This window comes from Bacillus sp. EB600 (genome assembly GCF_024494385.1).
Lineage (GTDB): Bacteria > Bacillota > Bacilli > Bacillales > Cytobacillaceae > JAEVLT01.
The window spans coordinates 290552-311857 of sequence record NZ_JAEVLT010000001.1 but is presented as its reverse complement, the minus strand read 5'-3'; the positions used below and the strand labels follow the sequence as shown (position 1 = coordinate 311857).

26 protein-coding genes are annotated in these 21306 nt (G+C 37.2%); 22 read left to right on the top strand and 4 right to left on the bottom strand.

Translation table 11 applies throughout. From position 1 onward, the window contains the following. Positions 1-3: 3 nt before the first annotated feature. The 3 genes from JN080_RS01675 (at position 4) to JN080_RS01665 (ending at position 2119) form a co-directional block, all read left to right on the top strand. A complete protein-coding gene (locus tag JN080_RS01675) occupies positions 4-612 on the top strand; it encodes a CPBP family intramembrane glutamic endopeptidase (RefSeq protein ID WP_256234140.1) in 609 nt (202 codons plus the stop codon). Then, complete coding sequence (locus JN080_RS01670) at positions 605-1375, top strand: LysM peptidoglycan-binding domain-containing protein (protein ID WP_256234139.1); 771 nt, start codon at positions 605-607, stop codon at positions 1373-1375. The genes JN080_RS01675 and JN080_RS01670 overlap by 8 nt, the downstream gene beginning before the upstream one ends. Before the next feature lie 285 nt (positions 1376-1660). Further along, a complete protein-coding gene (locus tag JN080_RS01665) occupies positions 1661-2119 on the top strand; it encodes a YpbF family protein (protein WP_256234138.1) in 459 nt (152 codons plus the stop codon). Between the two features lie 28 nt (positions 2120-2147). Here JN080_RS01665 and JN080_RS01660 read toward each other — a convergent pair whose 3' ends face one another. From JN080_RS01660 to JN080_RS01650, 3 genes are read right to left on the bottom strand one after another with little or no spacing between them, the layout of a single operon-like run. After that, positions 2148-2717, bottom strand: coding sequence for a manganese catalase family protein (locus JN080_RS01660; protein WP_256234137.1), 570 nt, complete (start codon positions 2715-2717; stop codon positions 2148-2150). Between the two features lie 21 nt (positions 2718-2738). After that, the gene (locus JN080_RS01655) at positions 2739-2999 is read right to left on the bottom strand and encodes a spore coat protein CotJB (protein ID WP_256234136.1); all 261 of its coding nucleotides are present in this window, start codon (positions 2997-2999) and stop codon (positions 2739-2741) included. Continuing rightward, on the bottom strand, positions 2996-3226 hold the full coding sequence (locus tag JN080_RS01650; RefSeq protein ID WP_256234135.1) for a spore coat associated protein CotJA: 231 nt from the start codon (positions 3224-3226) through the stop codon (positions 2996-2998). Before JN080_RS01650 ends, JN080_RS01655 begins: the two co-directional genes overlap by 4 nt. Positions 3227-3377: 151 nt before the next feature. Here JN080_RS01650 and JN080_RS01645 point away from each other — a divergent pair, with 151 nt between their 5' ends. The 14 genes from JN080_RS01645 to fni all read left to right on the top strand — a co-directional run bounded on the left by JN080_RS01645 (position 3378) and on the right by fni (position 16103). Then, the gene (locus JN080_RS01645) at positions 3378-4010 is read left to right on the top strand and encodes a CBS domain-containing protein (protein WP_256234134.1); all 633 of its coding nucleotides are present in this window, start codon (positions 3378-3380) and stop codon (positions 4008-4010) included. A 123-nt stretch (positions 4011-4133) separates the two neighbouring features. Further along, positions 4134-4913, top strand: coding sequence for a metallophosphoesterase (locus tag JN080_RS01640; RefSeq protein WP_256234133.1), 780 nt, complete (start codon positions 4134-4136; stop codon positions 4911-4913). Positions 4914-5055: 142 nt separating this feature from the next. Beyond that, entirely contained in the window at positions 5056-5637 is a 582-nt protein-coding gene (locus JN080_RS01635; protein ID WP_256234132.1) for a genetic competence negative regulator, read from the top strand. 242 nt (positions 5638-5879) lie between these two features. After that, positions 5880-7130: a Glu/Leu/Phe/Val family dehydrogenase gene (locus tag JN080_RS01630; protein ID WP_375141573.1), complete on the top strand. Its 1251-nt coding sequence runs from the start codon at positions 5880-5882 to the stop codon at positions 7128-7130. 123 nt (positions 7131-7253) lie between these two features. Then, complete coding sequence (locus tag JN080_RS01625) at positions 7254-8231, top strand: YpdA family putative bacillithiol disulfide reductase (RefSeq protein WP_256234130.1); 978 nt, start codon at positions 7254-7256, stop codon at positions 8229-8231. Positions 8232-8318: 87 nt separating this feature from the next. Further along, on the top strand, positions 8319-9008 hold the full coding sequence (gene prsW, locus JN080_RS01620; RefSeq protein WP_256234129.1) for a glutamic-type intramembrane protease PrsW: 690 nt from the start codon (positions 8319-8321) through the stop codon (positions 9006-9008). Positions 9009-9135: 127 nt separating this feature from the next. Next, positions 9136-9966: a spore cortex-lytic enzyme gene (gene sleB, locus JN080_RS01615; RefSeq protein ID WP_256234128.1), complete on the top strand. Its 831-nt coding sequence runs from the start codon at positions 9136-9138 to the stop codon at positions 9964-9966. 13 nt (positions 9967-9979) lie between these two features. Then, the gene (ypeB, locus tag JN080_RS01610) at positions 9980-11329 is read left to right on the top strand and encodes a germination protein YpeB (protein WP_256234127.1); all 1350 of its coding nucleotides are present in this window, start codon (positions 9980-9982) and stop codon (positions 11327-11329) included. A 75-nt stretch (positions 11330-11404) separates the two neighbouring features. Beyond that, positions 11405-12076, top strand: a complete 672-nt coding sequence (locus JN080_RS01605) for a flagellar brake protein (RefSeq protein ID WP_309144644.1) — start codon at positions 11405-11407, stop codon at positions 12074-12076. Between the two features lie 56 nt (positions 12077-12132). Then, positions 12133-12312, top strand: a complete 180-nt coding sequence (locus JN080_RS01600) for a DUF5359 family protein (protein WP_256234125.1) — start codon at positions 12133-12135, stop codon at positions 12310-12312. A 108-nt stretch (positions 12313-12420) separates the two neighbouring features. Continuing rightward, positions 12421-13101, top strand: a complete 681-nt coding sequence (gene cmk, locus JN080_RS01595) for a (d)CMP kinase (protein ID WP_256234124.1) — start codon at positions 12421-12423, stop codon at positions 13099-13101. Beyond that, positions 13098-13691, top strand: a complete 594-nt coding sequence (locus tag JN080_RS01590) for a lysophospholipid acyltransferase family protein (RefSeq protein WP_256234123.1) — start codon at positions 13098-13100, stop codon at positions 13689-13691. Before cmk ends, JN080_RS01590 begins: the two co-directional genes overlap by 4 nt. A 201-nt stretch (positions 13692-13892) precedes the next feature. After that, positions 13893-15032 carry a 30S ribosomal protein S1 gene (gene rpsA / locus JN080_RS01585; RefSeq protein ID WP_256234122.1) on the top strand — a complete coding sequence of 380 codons (1140 nt, stop codon included), beginning with the start codon at positions 13893-13895 and terminating at the stop codon, positions 15030-15032. A gap of 12 nt (positions 15033-15044) precedes the next feature. Then, positions 15045-16103: a type 2 isopentenyl-diphosphate Delta-isomerase gene (gene fni, locus JN080_RS01580; protein WP_256234121.1), complete on the top strand. Its 1059-nt coding sequence runs from the start codon at positions 15045-15047 to the stop codon at positions 16101-16103. A 124-nt stretch (positions 16104-16227) separates the two neighbouring features. Here fni and JN080_RS01575 read toward each other — a convergent pair whose 3' ends face one another. After that, positions 16228-16371, bottom strand: coding sequence for a YpzI family protein (locus JN080_RS01575; RefSeq protein ID WP_256234120.1), 144 nt, complete (start codon positions 16369-16371; stop codon positions 16228-16230). Positions 16372-16483: 112 nt separating this feature from the next. Here JN080_RS01575 and JN080_RS01570 point away from each other — a divergent pair, with 112 nt between their 5' ends. The 5 genes from JN080_RS01570 to JN080_RS01550 all read left to right on the top strand — a co-directional run bounded on the left by JN080_RS01570 (position 16484) and on the right by JN080_RS01550 (position 21106). Beyond that, on the top strand, positions 16484-17092 hold the full coding sequence (locus tag JN080_RS01570; RefSeq protein WP_256234119.1) for a YphA family membrane protein: 609 nt from the start codon (positions 16484-16486) through the stop codon (positions 17090-17092). A gap of 184 nt (positions 17093-17276) precedes the next feature. Continuing rightward, complete coding sequence (gene der / locus JN080_RS01565) at positions 17277-18587, top strand: ribosome biogenesis GTPase Der (protein ID WP_256234118.1); 1311 nt, start codon at positions 17277-17279, stop codon at positions 18585-18587. A 19-nt stretch (positions 18588-18606) separates the two neighbouring features. Further along, complete coding sequence (locus tag JN080_RS01560) at positions 18607-19665, top strand: NAD(P)H-dependent glycerol-3-phosphate dehydrogenase (RefSeq protein ID WP_256234351.1); 1059 nt, start codon at positions 18607-18609, stop codon at positions 19663-19665. Between the two features lie 488 nt (positions 19666-20153). After that, a complete protein-coding gene (locus JN080_RS01555; protein ID WP_256234117.1) occupies positions 20154-20339 on the top strand; it encodes a DUF2768 domain-containing protein in 186 nt (61 codons plus the stop codon). A gap of 35 nt (positions 20340-20374) precedes the next feature. Further along, complete coding sequence (locus tag JN080_RS01550; protein WP_256234116.1) at positions 20375-21106, top strand: hypothetical protein; 732 nt, start codon at positions 20375-20377, stop codon at positions 21104-21106. Positions 21107-21306: the final 200 nt, after the last annotated feature.

The following is a 21306-nucleotide window of genomic DNA, read 5'->3' as shown; positions in this document are numbered from 1 at the left end:
AATTTGAAGAATAAATATAGTGAAATTATCAACGAGTTAACAGATAAAGAATTAATCCGGCACCTTTATACAACCCAAATTATTTTAATAGCCCTTTCGCTAGTTTTAAGCATTTTTTTATTTGATGAGCACTCGTTTTGGCAGCAAATAAATTTGTTTGACTTGGATATTCTTACAATTGGTCTGACAGCAGGATTACTAGTTGTCCTAATTGATTTTCTGTTTACCAAATGGCTTCCAAGCACTTATTATGATGATGGCGGCTTAAATGAAAGGATATTTCGTAATCAAAACTTTGTTCAGATATTTTGGATTACGATTTTTGTGGCATTTAGTGAAGAAATGCTTTTTCGGGGCATTATTCAAACAAAAATAGGGCTGATTTGGGCCTGTTTACTATTTGCTGCTGTCCATTATCGCTACCTTTTTAATTGGTTTCTATTTTTAAACATCATTTTACTAAGTTTTCTAATTGGTTTTATATTCGCTTGGACGAATAACCTAGCGGTTACGATTGTAATGCATTTTGTCATTGATTTTTTATCAGGGATCCAGATTAGATGGAAGAATATAAACAAAGTTAATGAACAGGAAGGGTCATTCCATGAGTAAAGAAGAACCATATCGAGATCAAGCAGAGAAATTAAGGAAAAAAATTGAAAAATATAATGAATCGAGTCTTGAAGAAACTAAAAATAATCTACCGCCACGGGGTCAATTACACCGAAATAAGAAAAAGAAAACGAAATGGAGGCTGAAATTTCCGCTTCTTCGCTTATTGGTATTGTTTTTCATTCTTTTACCGATTACCATTTTTAGTATCTACTCCTATATAGGGAGTAAACACATTGGAACAGAAAAAGCATCAGTATCTTCTAAAGGATATGAAACGATTAACTTTGAAAAGTCCAAAAGTGAACAAACAAATTACTCTACTGAAAATAGTAATAAGGAAGTAAGTAACCCTAAACTGCAAAAGGAAAAAAGTACAGAGAATAGTTCAAATAATTCTACTACTAGCCAACAGACTATAGATAGTGAAAATAATAATGGACAAGTCAGTGTCCCACCATCATCTCCACAAAGTAATAGTCAAGCAGCAATTGGGAAGGAATCAGATACAAGTACAAACATTCAAGCTGATCCTTCAATAAATCAATCAAATACGGTACAAGATCAGTCAAACACTGTGCCTAGCCAAGTAGAGACTAAAAAAATAGTTTATCATACAGTTCAACCGCATGAGACGCTTTATCATATCGCAATGAACTATTATCATTCAAAAACAGGGGTCGAAACAATAAAGGCAGCAAATCATTTGCAAACGAACAGCATTTCAACTGGACAAGTTTTAAAAATACCTTTGAACAAGTAACCGATCAAACAATGATCGGTTTTTTCGTCTAGGAAACTATAAAATAATAACCTGTTGATAACATTGAATGAAGTTAATCTATGTCTAGCTACAGCGCCCAGCGACTAGTGTACTTCGCCCACCTCCCTACAATAAGTCAACATCGAATCGCTAACGCTCTTCGTGTTTCCTTTATCTCAGTCAGTGTGCTCCAGTCCATACGTCGCTAAACGGGCACTTTCGCTTTTCTCATCATATTTTTCTGGACAAGGTCATAGAAATAGAAAGGAAATGGAGGGACTAAGTATGGAATCGTCAATACTTTTACTTGATGAGAATACCGATCCGGCAACAAAGCAAATTCTTGAAAACGTAGTGAAGCGAAAAAAGAAATTTGATCTTTATAAACGGCGCCATACAATAGCAATTTGGATCACACTATTTCTTGTTTCACTTTTCTTTCTTTATCTTTATTTCACGATAGCTAGGAACTATTCTTACTCTTTCTCGGCAATGTTTTCAGCCTTCGTTAAGGATTCCAATAATTTAACTTTTCTTATCGCAGCAGTAGGAATGTATGGGTATATGAATTTACTTAAAGAAAAAAAAGAAAAATCAGAAAAGGAATTTCATGAACTAAGATGTGAAATTGTTGATCGCAGTAAAGATCTCTGGAAAAAGGAAGAAGCATGGAAAAACCGTCATCTAATCTTTGAAATGATGAAAAGTAATTATGATATTAATCTGTATCATGAAAAAAAGTAAGAAGCAGTCAATAAAACTGCTTCTTTTCTTAAAAAACTTTTTTTTGATCTTGCTCTTCTTTTAAGATTTCAACTGCCTCACGGAACCGCTGGGCATGAATAATCTCACGCTCACGTAAAAACCGCAGTCCATCATTTAGGTCAGGGTCATCACTTAGATTAATGAGCCATTGATAAGTAGCCCTTGCTTTTTCTTCTGCAGCAATATCTTCATATAAATCCGCAATCGGATCTCCCTTAGCCTGAATATATGCTGCTGTCCATGGTACACCAGAGGCATTGTGATAAAATATGGCATTGTCATGAACAGCATAATGATCTCCGAGTCCGGCCGCTTTTAGCTGCTCTGGGGTGGCATCTTTCGTTAATTTGTAAACCATTGTCGCGATCATTTCAAGATGGGCGAATTCTTCCGTCCCGATGTCGGTTAGTAATCCAATCACCTTATCGGGAATCGTGTATCTTTGATTTAAATATCGCAGTGCTGCAGCAAGTTCTCCATCAGCGCCTCCGTATTGTTCTATTAAGTATTTTGCCAAAGTAGGATTACAGGTACTAACTCGAACGGGATGTTGGAGCTTTTTTTCATATATCCACATGATCGTGTCTCCCTCCTTTTTCTATACCTGCCAAGGCCATGGAGAGTCTGCCCAATTCCATGGGTACCCTGAGTAGCTGTTCCCATACTGCAATAGGGGACCGAATTGCTTTTCAAATGCTTTCTTTACTTGTTTTCTTTCTTTTGCAAATTGGTTAAATTGGCTAATAGCTTCCATATCCGTTGGGTGTGTATCTAAATATAAAGTAAGTTCCACTAACACAAAATCAACTGCTTGCAACTGTTCCATCATTTGATAATATTCAGCAGGGATTTGGCTCATGGTTGACTATCCCCCTTTGACCGTTCGAAAGGATTATAATATGGGTCATAAAATGGCTTCCAAATCGTTCCGGCTCTAAGAGCCTCTGCAGGTGTAAATTGCGGGAGATTTTGCGGCTGGTATCCCATATAAAGATGGGGAGGTGTCGAATAGGTTTTAACCTTTATAGGAACACAAGGGTCGAAAGAACTGGCAAAAGGATGATACGATTTATGATGAGTATTCATAGAAGCCCTCCTTATTTAACATCATTTAATATTATGAAATATATTTCTGAACATGACAGAAATATAGAATCAATGAAGGGGATTTCCTCTAATTTGTGGAAGTATAAAGTGTAGGCAAATGTGACATATTTTGTACATTGAGGTGATAAAAATGTTTGTTAAAAGTATCATGATCCCAAAACATCGTTGTATTACGGCTCAGCATAATGAAACATTAAGATCGGCATTACAAAAATTGGAAAACCATCAAATACATGGAATGCCTATTATAGATGGTGATCGCTATGAAGGGATCGTAACAAAATATCATATCTATGAAAGCTATTTACTTTCGAGTAAACAAAAAGATGAATTTTTAGATTCTACATACGTACAAGATATTGCGACACACCAAGAAGTTTTTTTAGTTGGGGTAGCGGCCTTTGAGAAAACACTGCTTGAATTAAGAGATGCTCCTGTATTAGCTGTTTGTGACAATAATCGTAGAATCCTTGGAATTATGACGCGTTCTGATGTTTTAGAGCAATTTCAAAGTGCATTTGGTGTAAATCGGCCAGGAATACGAATTGCATTAACCTCAGTAGAAACAGAAGGCCGTCTTGCTCGTCTCTCGGAAATTGCTCACCAGTTTCAAGAACATATCATCTCTCTTGTTACTTTTGATGAGACTGATAAACTTGTTAGAAGGATTGTCATGAAGATTGAAAAGAAAAACAATATAGATCGTTTCACGAAGAAGCTTGAGGAACATGGTTTTCGAATCTTAAGCGTTCGGGAAGATTAATTGTTTTCAATAGGGTAAAAAGAGAAAAACCTTCTCATACACTAATATGGGAAGGTTATTTTCTTTTTGTAAATAATGATTATATGATAATATCTTTCTACAATTGAAAAGGAGTTTACTGAAATGGGTTTTATTTTGGCTATCATACTTTGCGCATGCTTTATTTTATTATTTTGGATGGTTAGGCAAGCTTTTTTGAATAAAGTAGTAAAACAGGAATTGCGGTTTACAGATTTTCCAGCTTCGTTTGGAAAAGTATCGATATTCTTTATATCCGATATTCACCGAAGAATCGTTTCTGAAAAGATCATTTCCGAAGTGAAAGACCAGGTGGATATGGTCGTAATTGGCGGTGACTTAACGGAAAAAGGTGTTCCAATGGATAGAGTTAAGGAAAACATAGGAAGGTTAAGAAGCCTTGGACCAGCGTATTTTGTATGGGGTAACAATGATTATGAAGTTGATTTTCATGAGTTGGATGTGATTTTGTTTGAAAATGGCATAAAGATTCTGGACAACACGGCAGTCGTATTTGAGTCTGAAGATGGTGATAAATTAAGTTTGCTGGGGGTTGATGATTTAAGTCAGAACAGGGACCGCATTGATCTCGCCCTGATGGATGCAGAAAAGAACAGCTTTAAAATTTTAGCATGCCACTATCCGAAAATTATGGAAAACATTATTCCAGAATATGGAATTAGTTTAGTATTAAGTGGCCATACCCATGGGGGACAGATCCGTGTTTTTGGTTTTGGTCTATATGAACGTGGAAAAATAAAAAAGTATAATAAAACAACCCTGTTAATTAGTAATGGGTATGGAACAACTACCATTCCACTGCGGCTGGGAGCGCCTGCAGAATGCCATTTACTTACAATAAGAAAAGCTGAAACGCCTGTCTAAACTGCTTTTCTTCACTTTTTAGGAACGGTTGAGTAATGAAGATGTCATGAAAAAAAGAAATGCCTGATATAGACAATTCACCAACAAACTGTTGTGACATAAACTAAATTTAACAGTGATGTCATGGCAGGGGGCAAACAGAATGCGTTTTGAACGCTTAACAGCTAATAAAATTAAAATCTTTCTAACCTCTGATGACTTGTTTGACAGAGGGCTATCTAAAGAAGATATCTGGAAAGATTCAATAAAATGGGATCAGCTTTTTCACGATATGTTAAAAGAGGCTAGTGAGGAATTTGACTTTGATTTTCAGGGGGCTATTGCAATTGAAATTTTTGCAATTCAATCCCAAGGGATGATTATGATTATTACGGTCGAAGAGGTTGGAGACGGAGAAGAGAGATTACACGACGGATTTCTTGAAATGAAGGTCAAGGTGGAAGGTTCTGCATTCATTCTGTACGAATTTGAAAGTATTGAAGAAGTAATTGAGCTTTCAAAACGATTTTCACAAATGGGGATTTTTGGTGGAAGTTTATATGCACTAAATAACCGCTACTACTTGTTAATGGAAAATTTTGCTCCTGTTGAGTTAAATAAAATCATTTCTATATTGTCGGAATATGGAAATATTTCTATTATTAGCCCGCATTACTTGGAGGAATACGGTAATAAAATTATCGAAAATAAAGCGGTGGATACGATATCTCATTTTTTTAAATAAGATTTGGTGTCCACCGCTCTACCTTTTCTATGATGTTTCAAACGTTTTATGAATAATTAGTAATTCCTCTTGTGATAACAATGGCAACGTTTACATTTACTGAATTGATTTAAGTGAAATCTCTCAGTTTCATCTTGCATATATCATTCAAACGTGTATACTTGTGTCTGAAAGCGGACAACATTCGCGAGTGATTTCTTTAGGGAGGATTACATATGTCAGCCGAGAATAGTAATGAAAAGATGATACATGAAAGCAAACACGATGTGTTGGCATCCACACAGACTGTTGTTCATAGAGCCTTACAGAAACTTGGTTATCCGGAAGAAGTCTACGAGCTTTTAAAAGAGCCCTTACGCTTATTGACTGTCAAAATTCCTGTCAGAATGGATGATGGTTCGATTAAGATTTTTACAGGCTACCGTGCCCAGCACAATGATGCTGTCGGACCTACAAAGGGTGGAATTCGGTTTCATCCGGATGTCACTGAAACAGAGGTAAAGGCACTTTCCATCTGGATGAGCTTGAAATGCGGTATTGTTGACCTTCCATATGGAGGAGGTAAAGGTGGAATTGTATGTGACCCACGTGATATGTCTTTTCGAGAGCTGGAAAGGCTAAGCCGCGGCTATGTCCGTGCAATTAGTCAAATTGTTGGCCCAACTAAAGATATCCCAGCACCAGATGTATTTACCAATTCGCAAATAATGGCTTGGATGATGGATGAATATAGCCGAATTGATGAATTTAATTCACCAGGATTTATTACAGGCAAACCGCTTGTCCTTGGAGGCTCGCACGGCCGTGAATCGGCAACTGCGAAAGGCGTAACCATTTGTATCCGGGAAGCCGCCAAAAAAAGAGGAATCCAGCTAGAAGGGGCAAGAGTTATCGTTCAGGGCTTTGGTAATGCAGGCAGCTATTTATCAAAATTTATGCATGATGGCGGAGCGAAAGTGGTTGGAATATCTGATGCCTATGGTGCACTGTATGATGAAAAAGGGTTGGATATTGACTACCTTCTCGATCGTCGAGATAGCTTTGGTACGGTAACAAAATTGTTTACTAATACAATTACGAACAAAGAGCTGCTTGAACTTGATTGTGATATTTTAGTTCCAGCCGCAATTGAAAACCAAATAACAGAAGAAAACGCCCACAAAATCCGAGCCGGCATTGTTGTTGAGGCAGCAAATGGTCCAACAACACTTGAGGCAACTGAAATCCTAACTAATCGGGGAGTTCTGCTTGTTCCTGATGTGTTAGCTTCAGCAGGAGGCGTAACAGTATCCTATTTCGAGTGGGTACAAAACAATCAAGGGTATTATTGGTCAGAAGAAGAAGTGGAAGAAAAGTTAGAAAAGGTTATGGTAAAATCTTTTAATAGTATTTATAATACTGCACAATCACGCAAGGTTGATATGCGCCTTGCTGCATATATGGTCGGGGTAAGAAAAATGGCTGAGGCAAGCCGCTTTAGAGGTTGGATTTAAGCCTTAACGTTGAAACTGAATCAAAAATCTCCTATCATTAAAAAATGGTAGGAGGTTTTTTTATTTAGCCTAATACTTATTATTTGATATGTACATATATTGTCTTGTTAAGGAGTGTTAAGAATGCAAAAGGAAGATGTAATTATTGTAGGTGCCGGGCCATGTGGGCTCGCTGCTGCCATTGCGATAAAAAGAATTGGGAAAAACCCGCTTATTATTGAGAAGGGAAATGTTGTTAATGCCATTTATAAATATCCAACCCATCAAACCTTCTTTAGTACAAGTGAAAAATTAGAAATTGGGGATATTCCATTTGTAACTGAAAACTATAAACCAAAAAGAAATCAGGCCCTGGTTTATTATCGCGAAGTAGCAAAGCGGGAAGATCTTCGAATAAATGCTTATGAAAAGGTTCAGCAGGTACAGAAGCTTGACAGCGAGTTTAAAGTTGTAACTGATAAGGGTCAGTATACTGCATCAAATGTGATTATTGCGACTGGCTATTATGATAATCCTAATTACATGGATGTTCCTGGTGAGAACTTACCGAAGGTTTACCATTATTTTAAGGAAGCCCATCCTTATTTTGATAAAGATGTTTGTGTCATCGGCGGAAAAAATTCCAGTGTGGATGCAGCAATTGAATTAGTTAAAGCTGGGGCAAGGGTAACAGTATTATATCGTGGCAGCAACTATTCCGAGAGTATTAAGCCATGGATTCTACCCGAATTTGATTCTTTAGTAAGAAAAGGAATTATTTTCATGGAATTTGAAGCAAATGTTAAGGAATTTACGGAGGACGCTGTTGAATATATTAAAGATGGAGTGCAAAAAAGGATTAAAAATGATTTTGTTTTTGCCATGACAGGTTATCATCCTGAACATCAATTCTTAAAGACGATGGGAATCCAAATTGATGATGAAACAGGTCGGCCTTTTTATAACGAGGAAACGATGGAAACGAATGTAGAAGGTATTTTTATTGCCGGGGTTATTGCTGCTGGAAATAATGCAAATGAAATTTTTATAGAAAATGGAAGATTTCATGGTGAGCTAATCGCTAACGCTATTTTAGAAAAAAAGAGAATGCAAATTCTTTAAAAGCTGCTGTCTGGAAAAAATATTTTAATTTTAATTAACATGATTCCATGTTACGATTAAGAAAATGGATGGAAAAGAGGATCATTCATGTTGGGAATCCTATCCGCTGGAATTGCCCCCGGCTTGGCATTACTAAGTTTTTTTTATTTGAAGGATGAGTATGAGGCCGAGCCTATTCCCTACGTATTGAGAACGTTTATCTATGGGGCTCTGTTGGTATTCCCGATCATGTTTGTTCAGCATGTACTTAATGTGGAAAACTTGATTAAATCTGAATTTGTTGATGCGTTTTTATCTTCAGGGATGTTTGAAGAATTTTTTAAATGGTTCATTCTTTATTATATTATTTACAAAAATGTGGAGTTTGACGAACCGTTTGATGGGATTGTCTATGGAGCCTCCGTTTCACTAGGTTTTGCAACCACAGAAAACATTTTTTACTTAGTAAGCAATGGAATCGAACACGCTATTTCCAGAGCACTGCTCCCTGTTTCAAGCCATGCCTTGTTTGGAGTAATCATGGGCTTTTATTTAGGAAAAGCAAAATTTACAGAGGGATTAAAAGCAAAGTATGTGATCATTGCTCTGATTCTGCCTGTTGTTTTGCATGGATTTTATGATTATATTTTAATTTCACAGGAGTATTGGGTATACATTATCCTGCCATTCATGGTATTTCTCTGGTGGCTCGGCTTAAGAAAGGTCAAGATGGCTAAAATTTTAAGTGCCAAACATTTTAATAAACCATATCCTGTTCAAAAAACCCTTCATTCCTAATGAAGGGTTTTTATTTTTGATGTTAGTGTACGTCGCAAAACGGGTACTTTCTCTTTTTTTATGAATAAAACTTCCAATATAACAAAAAATAGGCTTAACGTATATTTCATTTGGGGGTTATCTTTACATGATTAAGAAAAAAGTGCTATTAAAATCTTTCATCCTAATCTCCCTATGTTTCCTGCCGATATCACTTATAGAGGGTTCCGGTAGTGTGCAAGCATTTTCAGGTCAAGTAGTCCAGCGTGGTGCTGTAGGTGACGATGTGATTGAATTGCAAGCAAGACTTCAATATATCGGTTATTTTCACGGGAATATTGATGGGGTTTTTGGCTGGGGAACTTATTGGGCATTACGAAATTTTCAGCAGGAATACGGATTGCCTATTGATGGTCTAGCAGGTGGCGACACAAAAGACAAGTTAGTAAAAGCAAGTCAATACAACGAACAATATGTAAAAAGTCAAATTAACAGTGGTAAAAATTTTACATATTATGGCGGTGTCCCTTTAAATAAACAGGGTTCAGCACCCAATAATTCAACTGATAGTCCAAAATCAGCTGCTAATAATAAACCATTAGCAGCGAATACACCAAATGGATTCTCGCAAAATGATATTCAATTAATGGCAAATGCTGTCCATGGTGAATCAAGAGGAGAACCTTTTATTGGGCAGGTTGCGGTTGCAGCTGTCATCCTTAACAGGGTCCAAAGTGCTTCCTTTCCTAACACAGTTTCGGGAGTTATTTTTCAACCTGGTGCATTCACTGCTGTTTCAGACGGTCAGATTTGGCTGACCCCTAATGAAACATCAAAAAAAGCCGTTCTTGATGCAATAAATGGCTGGGATCCAACTAGTGAAGCAATCTATTATTTTAATCCTGCCACTGCAACCAGCGGATGGATCTGGAATAGGCCGCAAATTAAAAAAATTGGGAAACATATTTTCTGCAAGTGAGAGGTGAAAGGAAATGATTAGAGGAATTGTCATTACTGTTCTAACCCTAGGTGTAGCGGGGACGGCATTTTGGGGCTACCAGGAGCATCGGGATAAGAATGCTGTACTATTAAATGCTGAAAACAACTATCAGCGAGCATTTCATGATCTATCCTACCAAATGGATTTATTGCATGATAAAATCGGAACAACATTAGCCATGAATTCGCGGCAGTCATTATCCCCAGCATTAACAGAGGTATGGAGAGTAACGTCGCAAGCCCACAGTGATGTTGGCCAATTACCATTAACATTACTTCCGTTTAATAAAACAGAAGAATTTTTATCGAAAATTGGGAACTTCAGTTATAAAACAGCAGTACGAGATTTAGATAAGACCCCGCTAAGCGATCAAGAATACAATACACTCAAGGTATTGTATAAACAATCTGGAGATATTCAAAATGAGCTGCGCAACGTTCAACACATGGTATTAAAAAACAATCTGCGTTGGATGGATGTGGAAATGGCTCTTGCCAGTGGGAAAGAAAATGCTGATAACACGATCATCGATGGTTTTAAAACGGTAGAAAAGACCGTTTCAGGTTATGACGAAACTGTTATGGGTCCTACATTTACAAATATGCAAAAACAAGATGAAAATTATAAAAAACTTCAGGGAAAAACGATTACAAAGAAAGATGCTGAGGCGATTGCTAAAAGGTACATGGCGTTTAGTGGAAATATAAAGGCGAAGATTACGGAAAATGGAAAAGGGTCAGATTTTGGATTTTATAGTGTTTCCCTAAAAAATTCAGAAACAAATGCGGAAGGCAATATGGATATTACCAAAAAAGGCGGATATCCAATTTGGTTTATCAATTCCCGCGATGTAAGCAAACAAACAATTAGTTTACACGATGCTAGTAATAAGGCAGCAGCTTTTCTAAAGGGAGCAGGCTTTAAAGGACTAGAGATGTTTGAAAGTACCCAATACGATACGATCGGTGTTTTTAGTTTTGTTTCAAATCAAAATAATGTAAGAATCTACCCGGAATCAATAAAAATAAAAGTAGCATTAGATAATGGAGATATCGTTGGTTTTTCTGCTGAGGATTACTTAAAATCACATCAAACCAGAAAAATTCCATCCCCAGTTATATCAATTGAACAGGCAAGGACAAAATTAAGTCCAAATTTAAAGGTAATGGATGAACGGAGAGCGGTTATTTTAAACGATTTAAAAGAAGAAGTCTCCTGTTATGAGTTCCTTGGGGTAATTGGCGAAGATACGTATCGAATCTTTATTAATGCAGAAAATGGCCGCGAAGAGCAAGTCCAAAAAATTAAAAATCCAGAACAGGTTTATCAAGATGTAATGTAGGAAAAGCAAGAAGTGCTTTTCCTTTTTTTTATAAAATGTAATAATGATAGTAGTTCAAGTTGGAAGTTAAAGGGAGTGTTTGACTTGGTACAGATCGGTGATGTTTTAACACTTGAACTGAAGTCTTCAGAAGATGAAGAAAAGTTTAGATGCAGGCTTGTCGACATTAGGGATAATGAGTTTTATATCGATTATCCGATAAGCTTAACTACAAACAGGGCAGCTTTTTTGTTAGATGGGACACAGCTCAAGGTAACTTTCGTTGGAAATGATGGCTCATCTATTTATTTATTTGAATCGGAAATTAACGGCAGAATCAAAAAAAATATCCCCATGCTGATTCTTACATATCCAGGAAATAACCATTTAATTAAAATTCAGCGACGTCAATATGTTCGAGTGGAGACAGCGGTTGACATAGCGATTCAACCTTTGGAATTTGAATTTGCACCGATTACAACAATTACCGATGATCTAAGTGCAGGGGGAGCAGCAGTGTTAATCCCAAAAGAAGTTACTATAAAAACGGGCATGAGGATTGTAGCATGGCTGGTTTTGATCATGCAAAATGGAGACTATCATTATATGAAACTTCAAAGCAGAATTGTCCGAATCATCTCCTTTAGTGACACACGAAATAAGGTATCTATTCAATTTTTAGATGTTTCCAATCAAGAAAGACAACTGCTTTTACGCTTTAGCTTTGAAAGGCAATTAGAAGCAAAGAAGAAGGGACTGCCCACCTAGAATAAAATGGTTTGTTCGCTCAAATAATAGGGCTAACCTGTTTGTGGAGTGATCAAATGAAAACAATTGAAAGAGTTTTAATTAAAATGGCAGTCATTCAATTATTATTTCTTCTTTTGTCACAATTTATTTTTCATCAACTGAATCCATTTCCGCAACTAAAACAAATAACGATATACGAGGGTGTTACCAAAAACACATTGATTGAGATCGTTGAAACCTTTAGTGATAAATGAGACAGTGAACTAATGCTATGTTTTAAGTAAAAAGATAGCAAAGGATTTATGGTAATATATAGATAGAGTACATACTTACTAACCAGAACGAGGCTTTTAGGAGGAAATATGAACAAAAAATTATCAATCGCAATTGATGGACCAGCAGCTGCCGGAAAAAGTACAGTGGCGAAAATAGTTGCTGGAAAATTATCATATATATACATTGATACAGGTGCAATGTATCGGGCATTTACCTATAAAGCGATATCTGAAGGAATTGATCTTGAAAACGAGGAAGCACTCTATCAGACTTTATTAAAGACGAATATTAAACTTCTTCCATCAGCTAATGGACAATTAGTTTTTCTAGATCAACAAGATGTGACAAGTGATATTCGGACGAGCATCGTAACAAATTCAGTATCCATAGTATCAAAACATCAAAAGGTTAGGGGAGAAATGGTTAAAAGGCAGCAAGAGTTCGCGAATGGCGGCGGAGTTGTGATGGATGGGCGTGATATTGGTACCCATGTTCTGCCGAAAGCAGAGGTTAAAGTGTTTTTACGTGCCAGTGTTGAGGAAAGAGCTTTAAGACGACATGCTGAAAATCTTGAAAAAGGATTCGCGTCTGATCTGGCTTTATTAACAGAAGAAATAACTAGAAGAGATAAAATTGACTCCGAAAGAGAAATTGCCCCATTACAAAAAGCTGTTGATGCTGTTGAAATTGATACCACATCATTAGGAATTGCGGATGTAGTTGATGAAATTATGGCTTTAGTGCAAGAAAGGAAGGAAAGAGAGTGACGTTTTATACGTTTGCAAAGTCGGTTGTAAAATCTATTTTTAAACCACTTTACAGAATTGAAGCAATCGGATTAGAGAATCTCCCTAAAGAAGGGGGCGTATTGCTTTGTTCAAATCATATTCACAACTTAGACCCGATTGTTGTGGGAATTATGATCCAAAGAGATGTCTATTATATGGCAAAAGAGGAATTGTTTAAGATTCCTGTTTTAGGAAAAATAGTTGAAATGTGCAATGCTTTTCCGGTTAAAAGAGGGCTGAACGATCGAGAAGCACTTCGAAAAGCTTTGAAGGTTTTAAAGGAAGGACATGTGCTTGGTCTATTTCCAGAAGGAACTAGAAGCAAAACAGGCGAACTTGGGAAAGGATTAGCAGGTGCAGGTTTCTTTGCGCTTAGATCTGATGCTGCAGTCGTACCTTGTGCAGTTATTGGACCGTATAAAAGCTTCCACAAATTAAAAATGGTTTATGGCAAGCCAATGGATATGGTTGAGCTGAGAAAAACAAAGGCATCTGCAGAGCAAGTTACTGAATTAATAATGTCAGAAATCCATAAACTTATTAACGAGCATAAAGAGTTTTCCGCTTGACAAAATAGCGTATTTATAAGAAGTTATTTAAAAGAGATTTTTTTTTGCAAATCAGAATTTATAGACATAAATTCTGATTGATTATAAGTGCATAAATTACAATTTTTTCTTTACCCATCAATAGCTTTTAACCTTGTTTTTCCTATAGTGTGAATGATTGACGCTATATTTCTTTAGTTAATGGATTAAGGAGGAGTACATATGTCAGAAGATATGAATCAAGTAGATGTAAGAAATTTCGAAATAGGTGACAAAGTATCTGGACAAGTTACAAAAGTGGAAGAGAAACAGGTGATCGTTTCTATCAAAGAGAGTAAGCTTGATGGGATTATCCCGATCAGTGAGCTCTCTAGTCTTCATATCGAAAAAGCATCTGATGCAGTTGCTGAAGGGGATGAACTTGAGCTAGAAGTAATAAAAGTGGAAGAAGAAGCTTTAATTCTCTCAAAAAGAAAAGTGGATGCAGAAAAAGCATGGGAGAAACTTGAAGAAACGTTCAAAAACGGTGAAATTTTCGAAGCAGAGGTAAAGGATATAGTAAAAGGTGGTCTGGTCGTCGATCTCGGCGTTCGGGGATTTGTACCGGCATCACTTGTAGAAACTCATTTTGTTGAAGATTTTTCTGATTATAAAGGGAAAACAATAGCTTTTAAAATTGTTGAATTAGATAAAGAAAAAAATCGTCTCATTTTATCGCATCGTGCGGTAGTGGAAGCAGAAAAAGGCAAACAAAAGAAAAACCTGCTTGACTCGCTAGCAATTGGGCAGGTAATCGAAGGTACTGTTCAAAGAATTACAGACTTTGGAGCATTCGTTGATCTTGGTGGAATTGACGGTTTAGTTCATATTTCACAGATGTCTCATCAACATGTTGCTAAGCCTTCTGATGTAGTGCAGGAGGGACAAAAAGTAAATGTTAAGGTTTTGAATGTTGATCGTGATAATGAACGCATTTCGTTATCAATAAAAGACACTCTTCCTGGTCCATGGACAGATTTGTCAGAAAAAGCAACAAAGGGAAGCGTTTTTACAGGAGTTGTAAAACGCTTGGTTTCCTATGGTGCTTTTGTTGAGGTATTTCCTGGAGTTGAAGGACTTGTTCATATTTCACAAATCGCCCATAAACACATTGCAACACCGCATGAAGTATTAAAAGAGGGACAAGAAGTACAGGTAAAGGTACTTGATGTTAATGAAGCAGAACAACGGCTTTCATTAAGTATAAAAGATCTTCTTGAAAAAGACTTTGAGGAAAACTTTGATTATGAGCTGCCGGAGGAATCTAAAGGATTCCAGCTTGGTGAGGTCATTGGAGATAAGTTAAAGAATCTGAAAAAATAATGGTGATACTTTGTGTCTAGATCTGAACGGAAATGGGACCATATTCGTTTTGCACTTGAAACAGGGCAGTTACGTTCAACTGCCCTAGAAGATATTCATTTCATACACCAAAGCTTACCGGATATCGATTTAAATGACGTTCGATTAGAACATTCAATTGGCGGACTTTCTTTAAGTTCGCCTATTTTTATCAATGCAATGACCGGAGGCGGCGGTGAAAAAACCTTTCGTATTAATAAGGATCTTGCTACAGCAGCCAAACTAACAGGTGTCGCGATGGCTGTGGGATCACAGATGTCAGCAATTAAGGATCCGGGTGAAAGATATACCTATTCGGTGGTCCGAAAAGAAAATCCCAAGGGAATTGTTATTGCAAACTTGGGAAGTGAAGCAACTCCTGACCAAGCTTTGACAGCAATCGAAATGATTGATGCTAACGCTCTGCAAATTCACTTAAATGTTGTTCAAGAATTAACAATGCCCGAGGGGGATCGTGAATTTTCCGGCGTACTAAAAAGTATTGAAGCCATTGTTAATAAGGTAAGCGTTCCTGTGATTGTGAAAGAGGTTGGCTTTGGGATGAGCAGTGAAACTGTCTCAACTCTTGCTTCTGTCGGAGTTTCGCTTGTAGATGTCGGGGGCTTTGGCGGTACTAACTTTGCAAGAATTGAAAATAAACGAAGAGAAAGGTCGATTCCCTTTTTTAATCAATGGGGGATACCTACAGCCATTTCAATTATCGAGGCCAGTGCGTACTTTCCTGATGTTAGAGTAATTGGTTCCGGCGGAATCCAAAATAGCTTGGACATTGTTAAAGGGTTGGCAATTGGAGCAGATGCAATGGGGATGGCAGGGACCTTTTTAAAAATACTCATGGAGCAGGGCTTAGATGCGCTAATAAAAGAAATTGAAACGATCCATGAAGAAATTGCTTTAATAATGACAGCGTTAGGTGCTAAAACGATAGCTGATTTAAAAAAAGCACCATTAATTATTTCAGGGGAATGCGACCATTGGTTAAAGCAAAGGGGTATTGATACAACTAAATTTAGCCAACGGTCAATTAAATAATAAAGAACTGCAATAAAGGGTCAGACTCCTCAAAGAAACAACATGTACAGCTGCAAAGTATGCTTGCGCTACATTGAAGTTGAGGAGTTTGGCTCTTTATTTTTTAACAGAAGGAATAATTTTTTTAATCGTATTTAGAATCATTTAATGATCTTGCTTCTTCAGGACTTTGAAGCTTTGTTGAACCAGGATAATGCAGAGCCTGATCCCGATCAGATTCAACTCTTCTGCTTGCTTTTAGTTTTTTTTCTTGGCGATCTCTTCCCATTCTTAAACACCTCCTCTGTTTTAAGATAATACATAACCAAAAGATTATACGATCAAGTATGAAACTAACAGCCTGTTACCAATAATGGAAGTAAGAGGAGGTGCAGGCAGCCTTGGAAGGTTCGATGTTCTATTTGGTTTATTGGTGGTTTTGGATTTTCTGTACTTTTATTTTAAAAAGACAAAATCCTTATCGCTTAAAATTATCTGTATTTATGTTAAGTATGATTATTTTAGCGGATTTACATATTACATTTGCAGAGTTTGATCTTTATGCAGGAGGTTTTTTCTTATTATTTTTGTCATATGCAGTTGTTTATAAAGAAAAAACAAAAACGCTTGTGTATTATTTAATATGTTCCTTTATTGTGACTCTTGCCTATGTGACTTTTCATTTGTTTGAGATATTTGACCCTGTATGGATCATCTTTAACAAAGATTGGATGATGGGGGGGTGTATTTGCTACATTGCGATATTATTGCAAAAAGGTTTACGAGGCAGATTGTTAGTAATAGCCAGTGGAACAATGCAAGGCGAGATCTTATATGCCTATATTCTAAAAAAGTTTGACTTTTCCTATCCAATTGGTACTCTTTCTTATTTGGACGTCTGCGCGTTGACTTCTGTTTTAGTGGTTTGCTGGAGTTGTCTGGAAAATGCCGGTTTTTATTTTGAAAATTACGTTAATTTAAACCAAAAAGGAAAGCAAAAATCTTCATAATGTTTATTTGGTTACCATTGCAGTAAAGGATTAACATTTGTTAAGATAATATAGTTAGACCCTTATCGAATAGAAAGGGTTTCTTTCTTATGAAGATTATATTGTTATTGTTAAACTGCTATATGACGATTAGCCTTTATAAATAGAGCAAGATATTTTAGGAATTATGGAAAGGATGACGAAAATGGTGAAACCCGTTATAGCGATTGTTGGACGGCCTAATGTAGGGAAATCAACCATATTTAACCGGGTAGTAGGTGAAAGAATTTCCATCGTGGAGGACGTTCCAGGGGTTACACGTGATCGTATTTACAGCTCAGGTGAATGGTTGACACATGATTTTAACATTATTGATACAGGCGGCATTGATATTGGCGATGAACCGTTTTTAGAGCAAATCCGTCAGCAGGCGGAAGTTGCAATTGATGAGGCTGATGTTATTATTTTCTTAACAAATGGCAGAGAAGGGGTTACAGCAGCCGATGAAGAAGTTGCTAAAATCTTATATAAATCTAAAAAACCAGTCGTTTTAGCCGTCAATAAAATTGATAATCCAGAAATGCGCGCTCAAATTTATGACTTTTATTCGCTTGGATTTGGAGAGCCTATTCCTATTTCTGGTTCTCATGGGTTAGGGATTGGTGATTTATTGGACGAGGCTGCAAAGCACTTTCCAAAGAATAACCAGCAGGAATACTCAGAAGACATGATCAAATTTAGTTTAATCGGCCGCCCAAATGTAGGGAAATCTTCTTTGGTTAACGCAATTCTAGGGGAGGATAGGGTTATTGTCAGCAACATTGCAGGGACAACAAGGGATGCGATTGATTCTGTCTATACGTATAATGGCAGTAGTTATGTGATAATTGATACTGCTGGGATGCGCAAAAAAGGCAAGGTGTATGAAAGCACTGAAAAGTACAGTGTGTTAAGGGCACTGCGAGCAATTGAACGTTCTGATGTCGTCCTTGTTGTATTGGATGCGGAAGAAGGTATTATTGAACAAGATAAAAAAATTGCTGGTTATGCCCATGAGGCCGGCCGGGCAGTTGTGATCGTTGTCAACAAATGGGACGCAGTCGAAAAAGATGAAAAAACAATGAAGGAATTTGAACAAAAGATCCGGGATCATTTCTTATTTCTTGATTATGCACCGATTGTATTTCTATCAGCATTGACGAAGAAGAGGATTCATACCTTGCTTCCGATGATTAACTTAGCCAGTGATAACCACTCGATGCGGGTTGAGACTAGCGTACTAAATGATATTATTATGGATGCTGTCGCAATGAATCCAACCCCTACAGATAAAGGAAAACGTTTGAAAATTTATTATGCAACACAAGTTGCAGTGAAACCACCTACCTTCGTTATTTTCGTGAATGAGCCGGATTTATTACATTTCTCATATGAACGTTTTCTTGAAAATCGGATCCGAGATGCATTTGGTTTTGAAGGAACGCCAATTAAAATCTTCGCAAGGGAAAGAAAATAAATAGAAGGTCGTGATGATGATGCAGGGGAACAGCGAAAAAGTAGCTGTGATAGGTGCGGGCAGCTGGGGAACAGCACTTGCAATGGTTTTAGCAGATAATGGGCATGAGGTTCTATTATGGAGCCATAACGAAGGCCAAGTAAAAGAGATTAACGAATCGCACAGGAATAAGAAGTATTTACCAGAAATTAAACTCCCTGAAACCATTACTGGTTACGCTTCGCTTGTCGAAGCGTTAACAGGTGTTGAAAAGGTCATTTTAGCGGTTCCAACGAAGGCGATTCGAGAGGTAATCGGAAAAATTCGTACAATTCAAAAAACTCCTCTTACAATAGTTAATGTTAGTAAGGGAATAGAGCCTGATACACTGTTGAGAATTTCTGAAGTGATTAAACAGGAAATGCCAAAAAAGCTTCTAAAAGATATCGTTGTTCTTTCTGGACCAAGTCATGCTGAGGAAGTAAGCCTGCGTCACCCAACGACTGTAACTGTTACTTCAGAAAATATGGAGGCAGCTGGAAAAATTCAAGACTTGTTTATTAACCAAAATTTCCGGGTTTATACCAATCCTGATGTAGTAGGAGTGGAAATAGGTGGTGCCTTAAAAAATATTATTGCCTTAGCAGCTGGAATAGCAGATGGGCTTGGTAATGGTGATAATGCAAAAGCTGCTCTTATTACACGAGGATTAGCAGAAATCGCTAGGTTGGGGACAAAAATGGGAGCAAATCCGTTAACTTTCTCTGGACTAACGGGGATTGGTGATTTAATTGTAACCTGCACTAGTGTGCACTCTAGAAACTGGAGGGCAGGGAACTTGCTTGGCAAAGGCCATACGCTTGATGAAGTACTTGCAAATATGGGAATGGTTGTTGAAGGAGTTCGAACTACTAAGGCTGCCTATCAGCTGGCTGAAAAATATCAAGTTTCGATGCCGATTACAAAAGCACTTTATAATGTCCTGTTTAATGGCTATAATCCAAAGGCTGCTGTTGATTCATTAATGGCGCGCGGCAAGAAAAACGAAATGGATGATTTGATCAATATTTTAGGTGAAAGATATAACGACGAAGAATAGAAAGAAACAAATTATCTTAAAACGGCGTTTTAGAGGATACAAATCTCTATGAAACTGCATACAATGCAACGAAACAGCCTCGTAAAATGAAACGGGAGTATGGGTTGTCTAGTCATTTGACTGAAGAAAGAGTCTCGCCCCCTCTTTCCTTCAGTCTTTTTTAATACCAGAATTAATATCTCTGAACTTAAAGATTTGTCTAGCTCCAGCGCCCAGCGACTAGTGTACTTCACTCATCTCCCTACGATAAGTCAAGCACGAATGCGCTAACGCGCTTTGTGTTTCCTTTGCCGCGTATTAACGGGCAGTAGATTCTCAGCTGCCCGTAAAAACCCGGTTGGCTCAACTAACAATCAGCGAGAAAAGCACTCGCTGATTGAAGTTTTGCCTTATCCTCAGTCGGTGTGCTCCAGTCCAAACGTCGCTAACCGGGCGCTTCCGCTTTTCTTGTGTTATAATTACCTCTGGGAAAAGGGGAGGATTTTTCAATGTCACCAGCAATGTTAAAAATGTGGATCTCGATTGTTGGAATGGGACTCATGTTTCTTTCGATTATAATGATTTATTTTAGTCGTTTTAAATTAAAAGGGATGTTTAAGATCTTAACAGCATTTATTGCTTATGTATTAATGATTGTGTCTGGAATCGTTATTTTTATTGTTCTTTTTTCTTAATCAGCGCCTATTTCTTAAAAAAAAAGGATGATCTTATGAGGATAAAAACTACACTCAGTTTGCTTATCTTTACGGCTATTTTACTATCAGGCTGTATGTATCCAGATAAGGAACGTTCCCAAAATGAATTGCCATACATAGATCAAATTCAATCTGTACAAGCGGCCGTGGATTCCTTTAAAAAAGACAATGGAGGAATTCTTCCCATTAAAACAAGGGATGCTACCACACCCATTTTTCAGAAATATCCAATTGACTTTAAAAAACTCACACCCAAATACCTCGCTGAGCCGCCGGGGAATGCATATGAAAATGGGGGTGTGTTTCAATATGTTCTTGTAGATGCAGAAACGAAGCCAACTGTAAAATTATTTGATTTGCGGATATCCGAAACCATCCAGGATATTAAATTAAGAATAAAAGCAAACGGTTACCCGCCTTATAAAAAAAGACTGGCGAATAATGTTTATTCAATTGATTTTAAAAAGCTTGGCTATGAGAAACCACCATATGCTGTAAGCCCATTTACGAATCAAAACCTCCCGTTTGTCGTTACCGGGGATGCTGAAGTATATGTCGATTATCGTTCTGACTTATATCAAGCAATAAAAAAACAAGGGGTACCACCAAAGGTGGGAGAAGATATCCGGCCAATTCTGGTGAAGGATTCGATGTTTGTCCCAGCTTATTCGTTACCATATACTCTTGATCCTGAAACAAAAGAGCCAGTTTTCTCTGACATAAAAATACCTACCACTCCTAATTAGTAAATATGGAATTTGTAATAAACCCTTTCTCTAAGAAATATATTGTAGAGAAGGGGTTTTTTTCACCGCTCAAACTTGAAATGGTTTTTTGAATAAAAATTTCGAAATTTCGAAGAAAGTGTTCTTTTTAACAAGGGGGTAAATATTTTGGAAAATTGTCATAATGACTTAGGACAACGTCATAAATATATAGTGTCCAA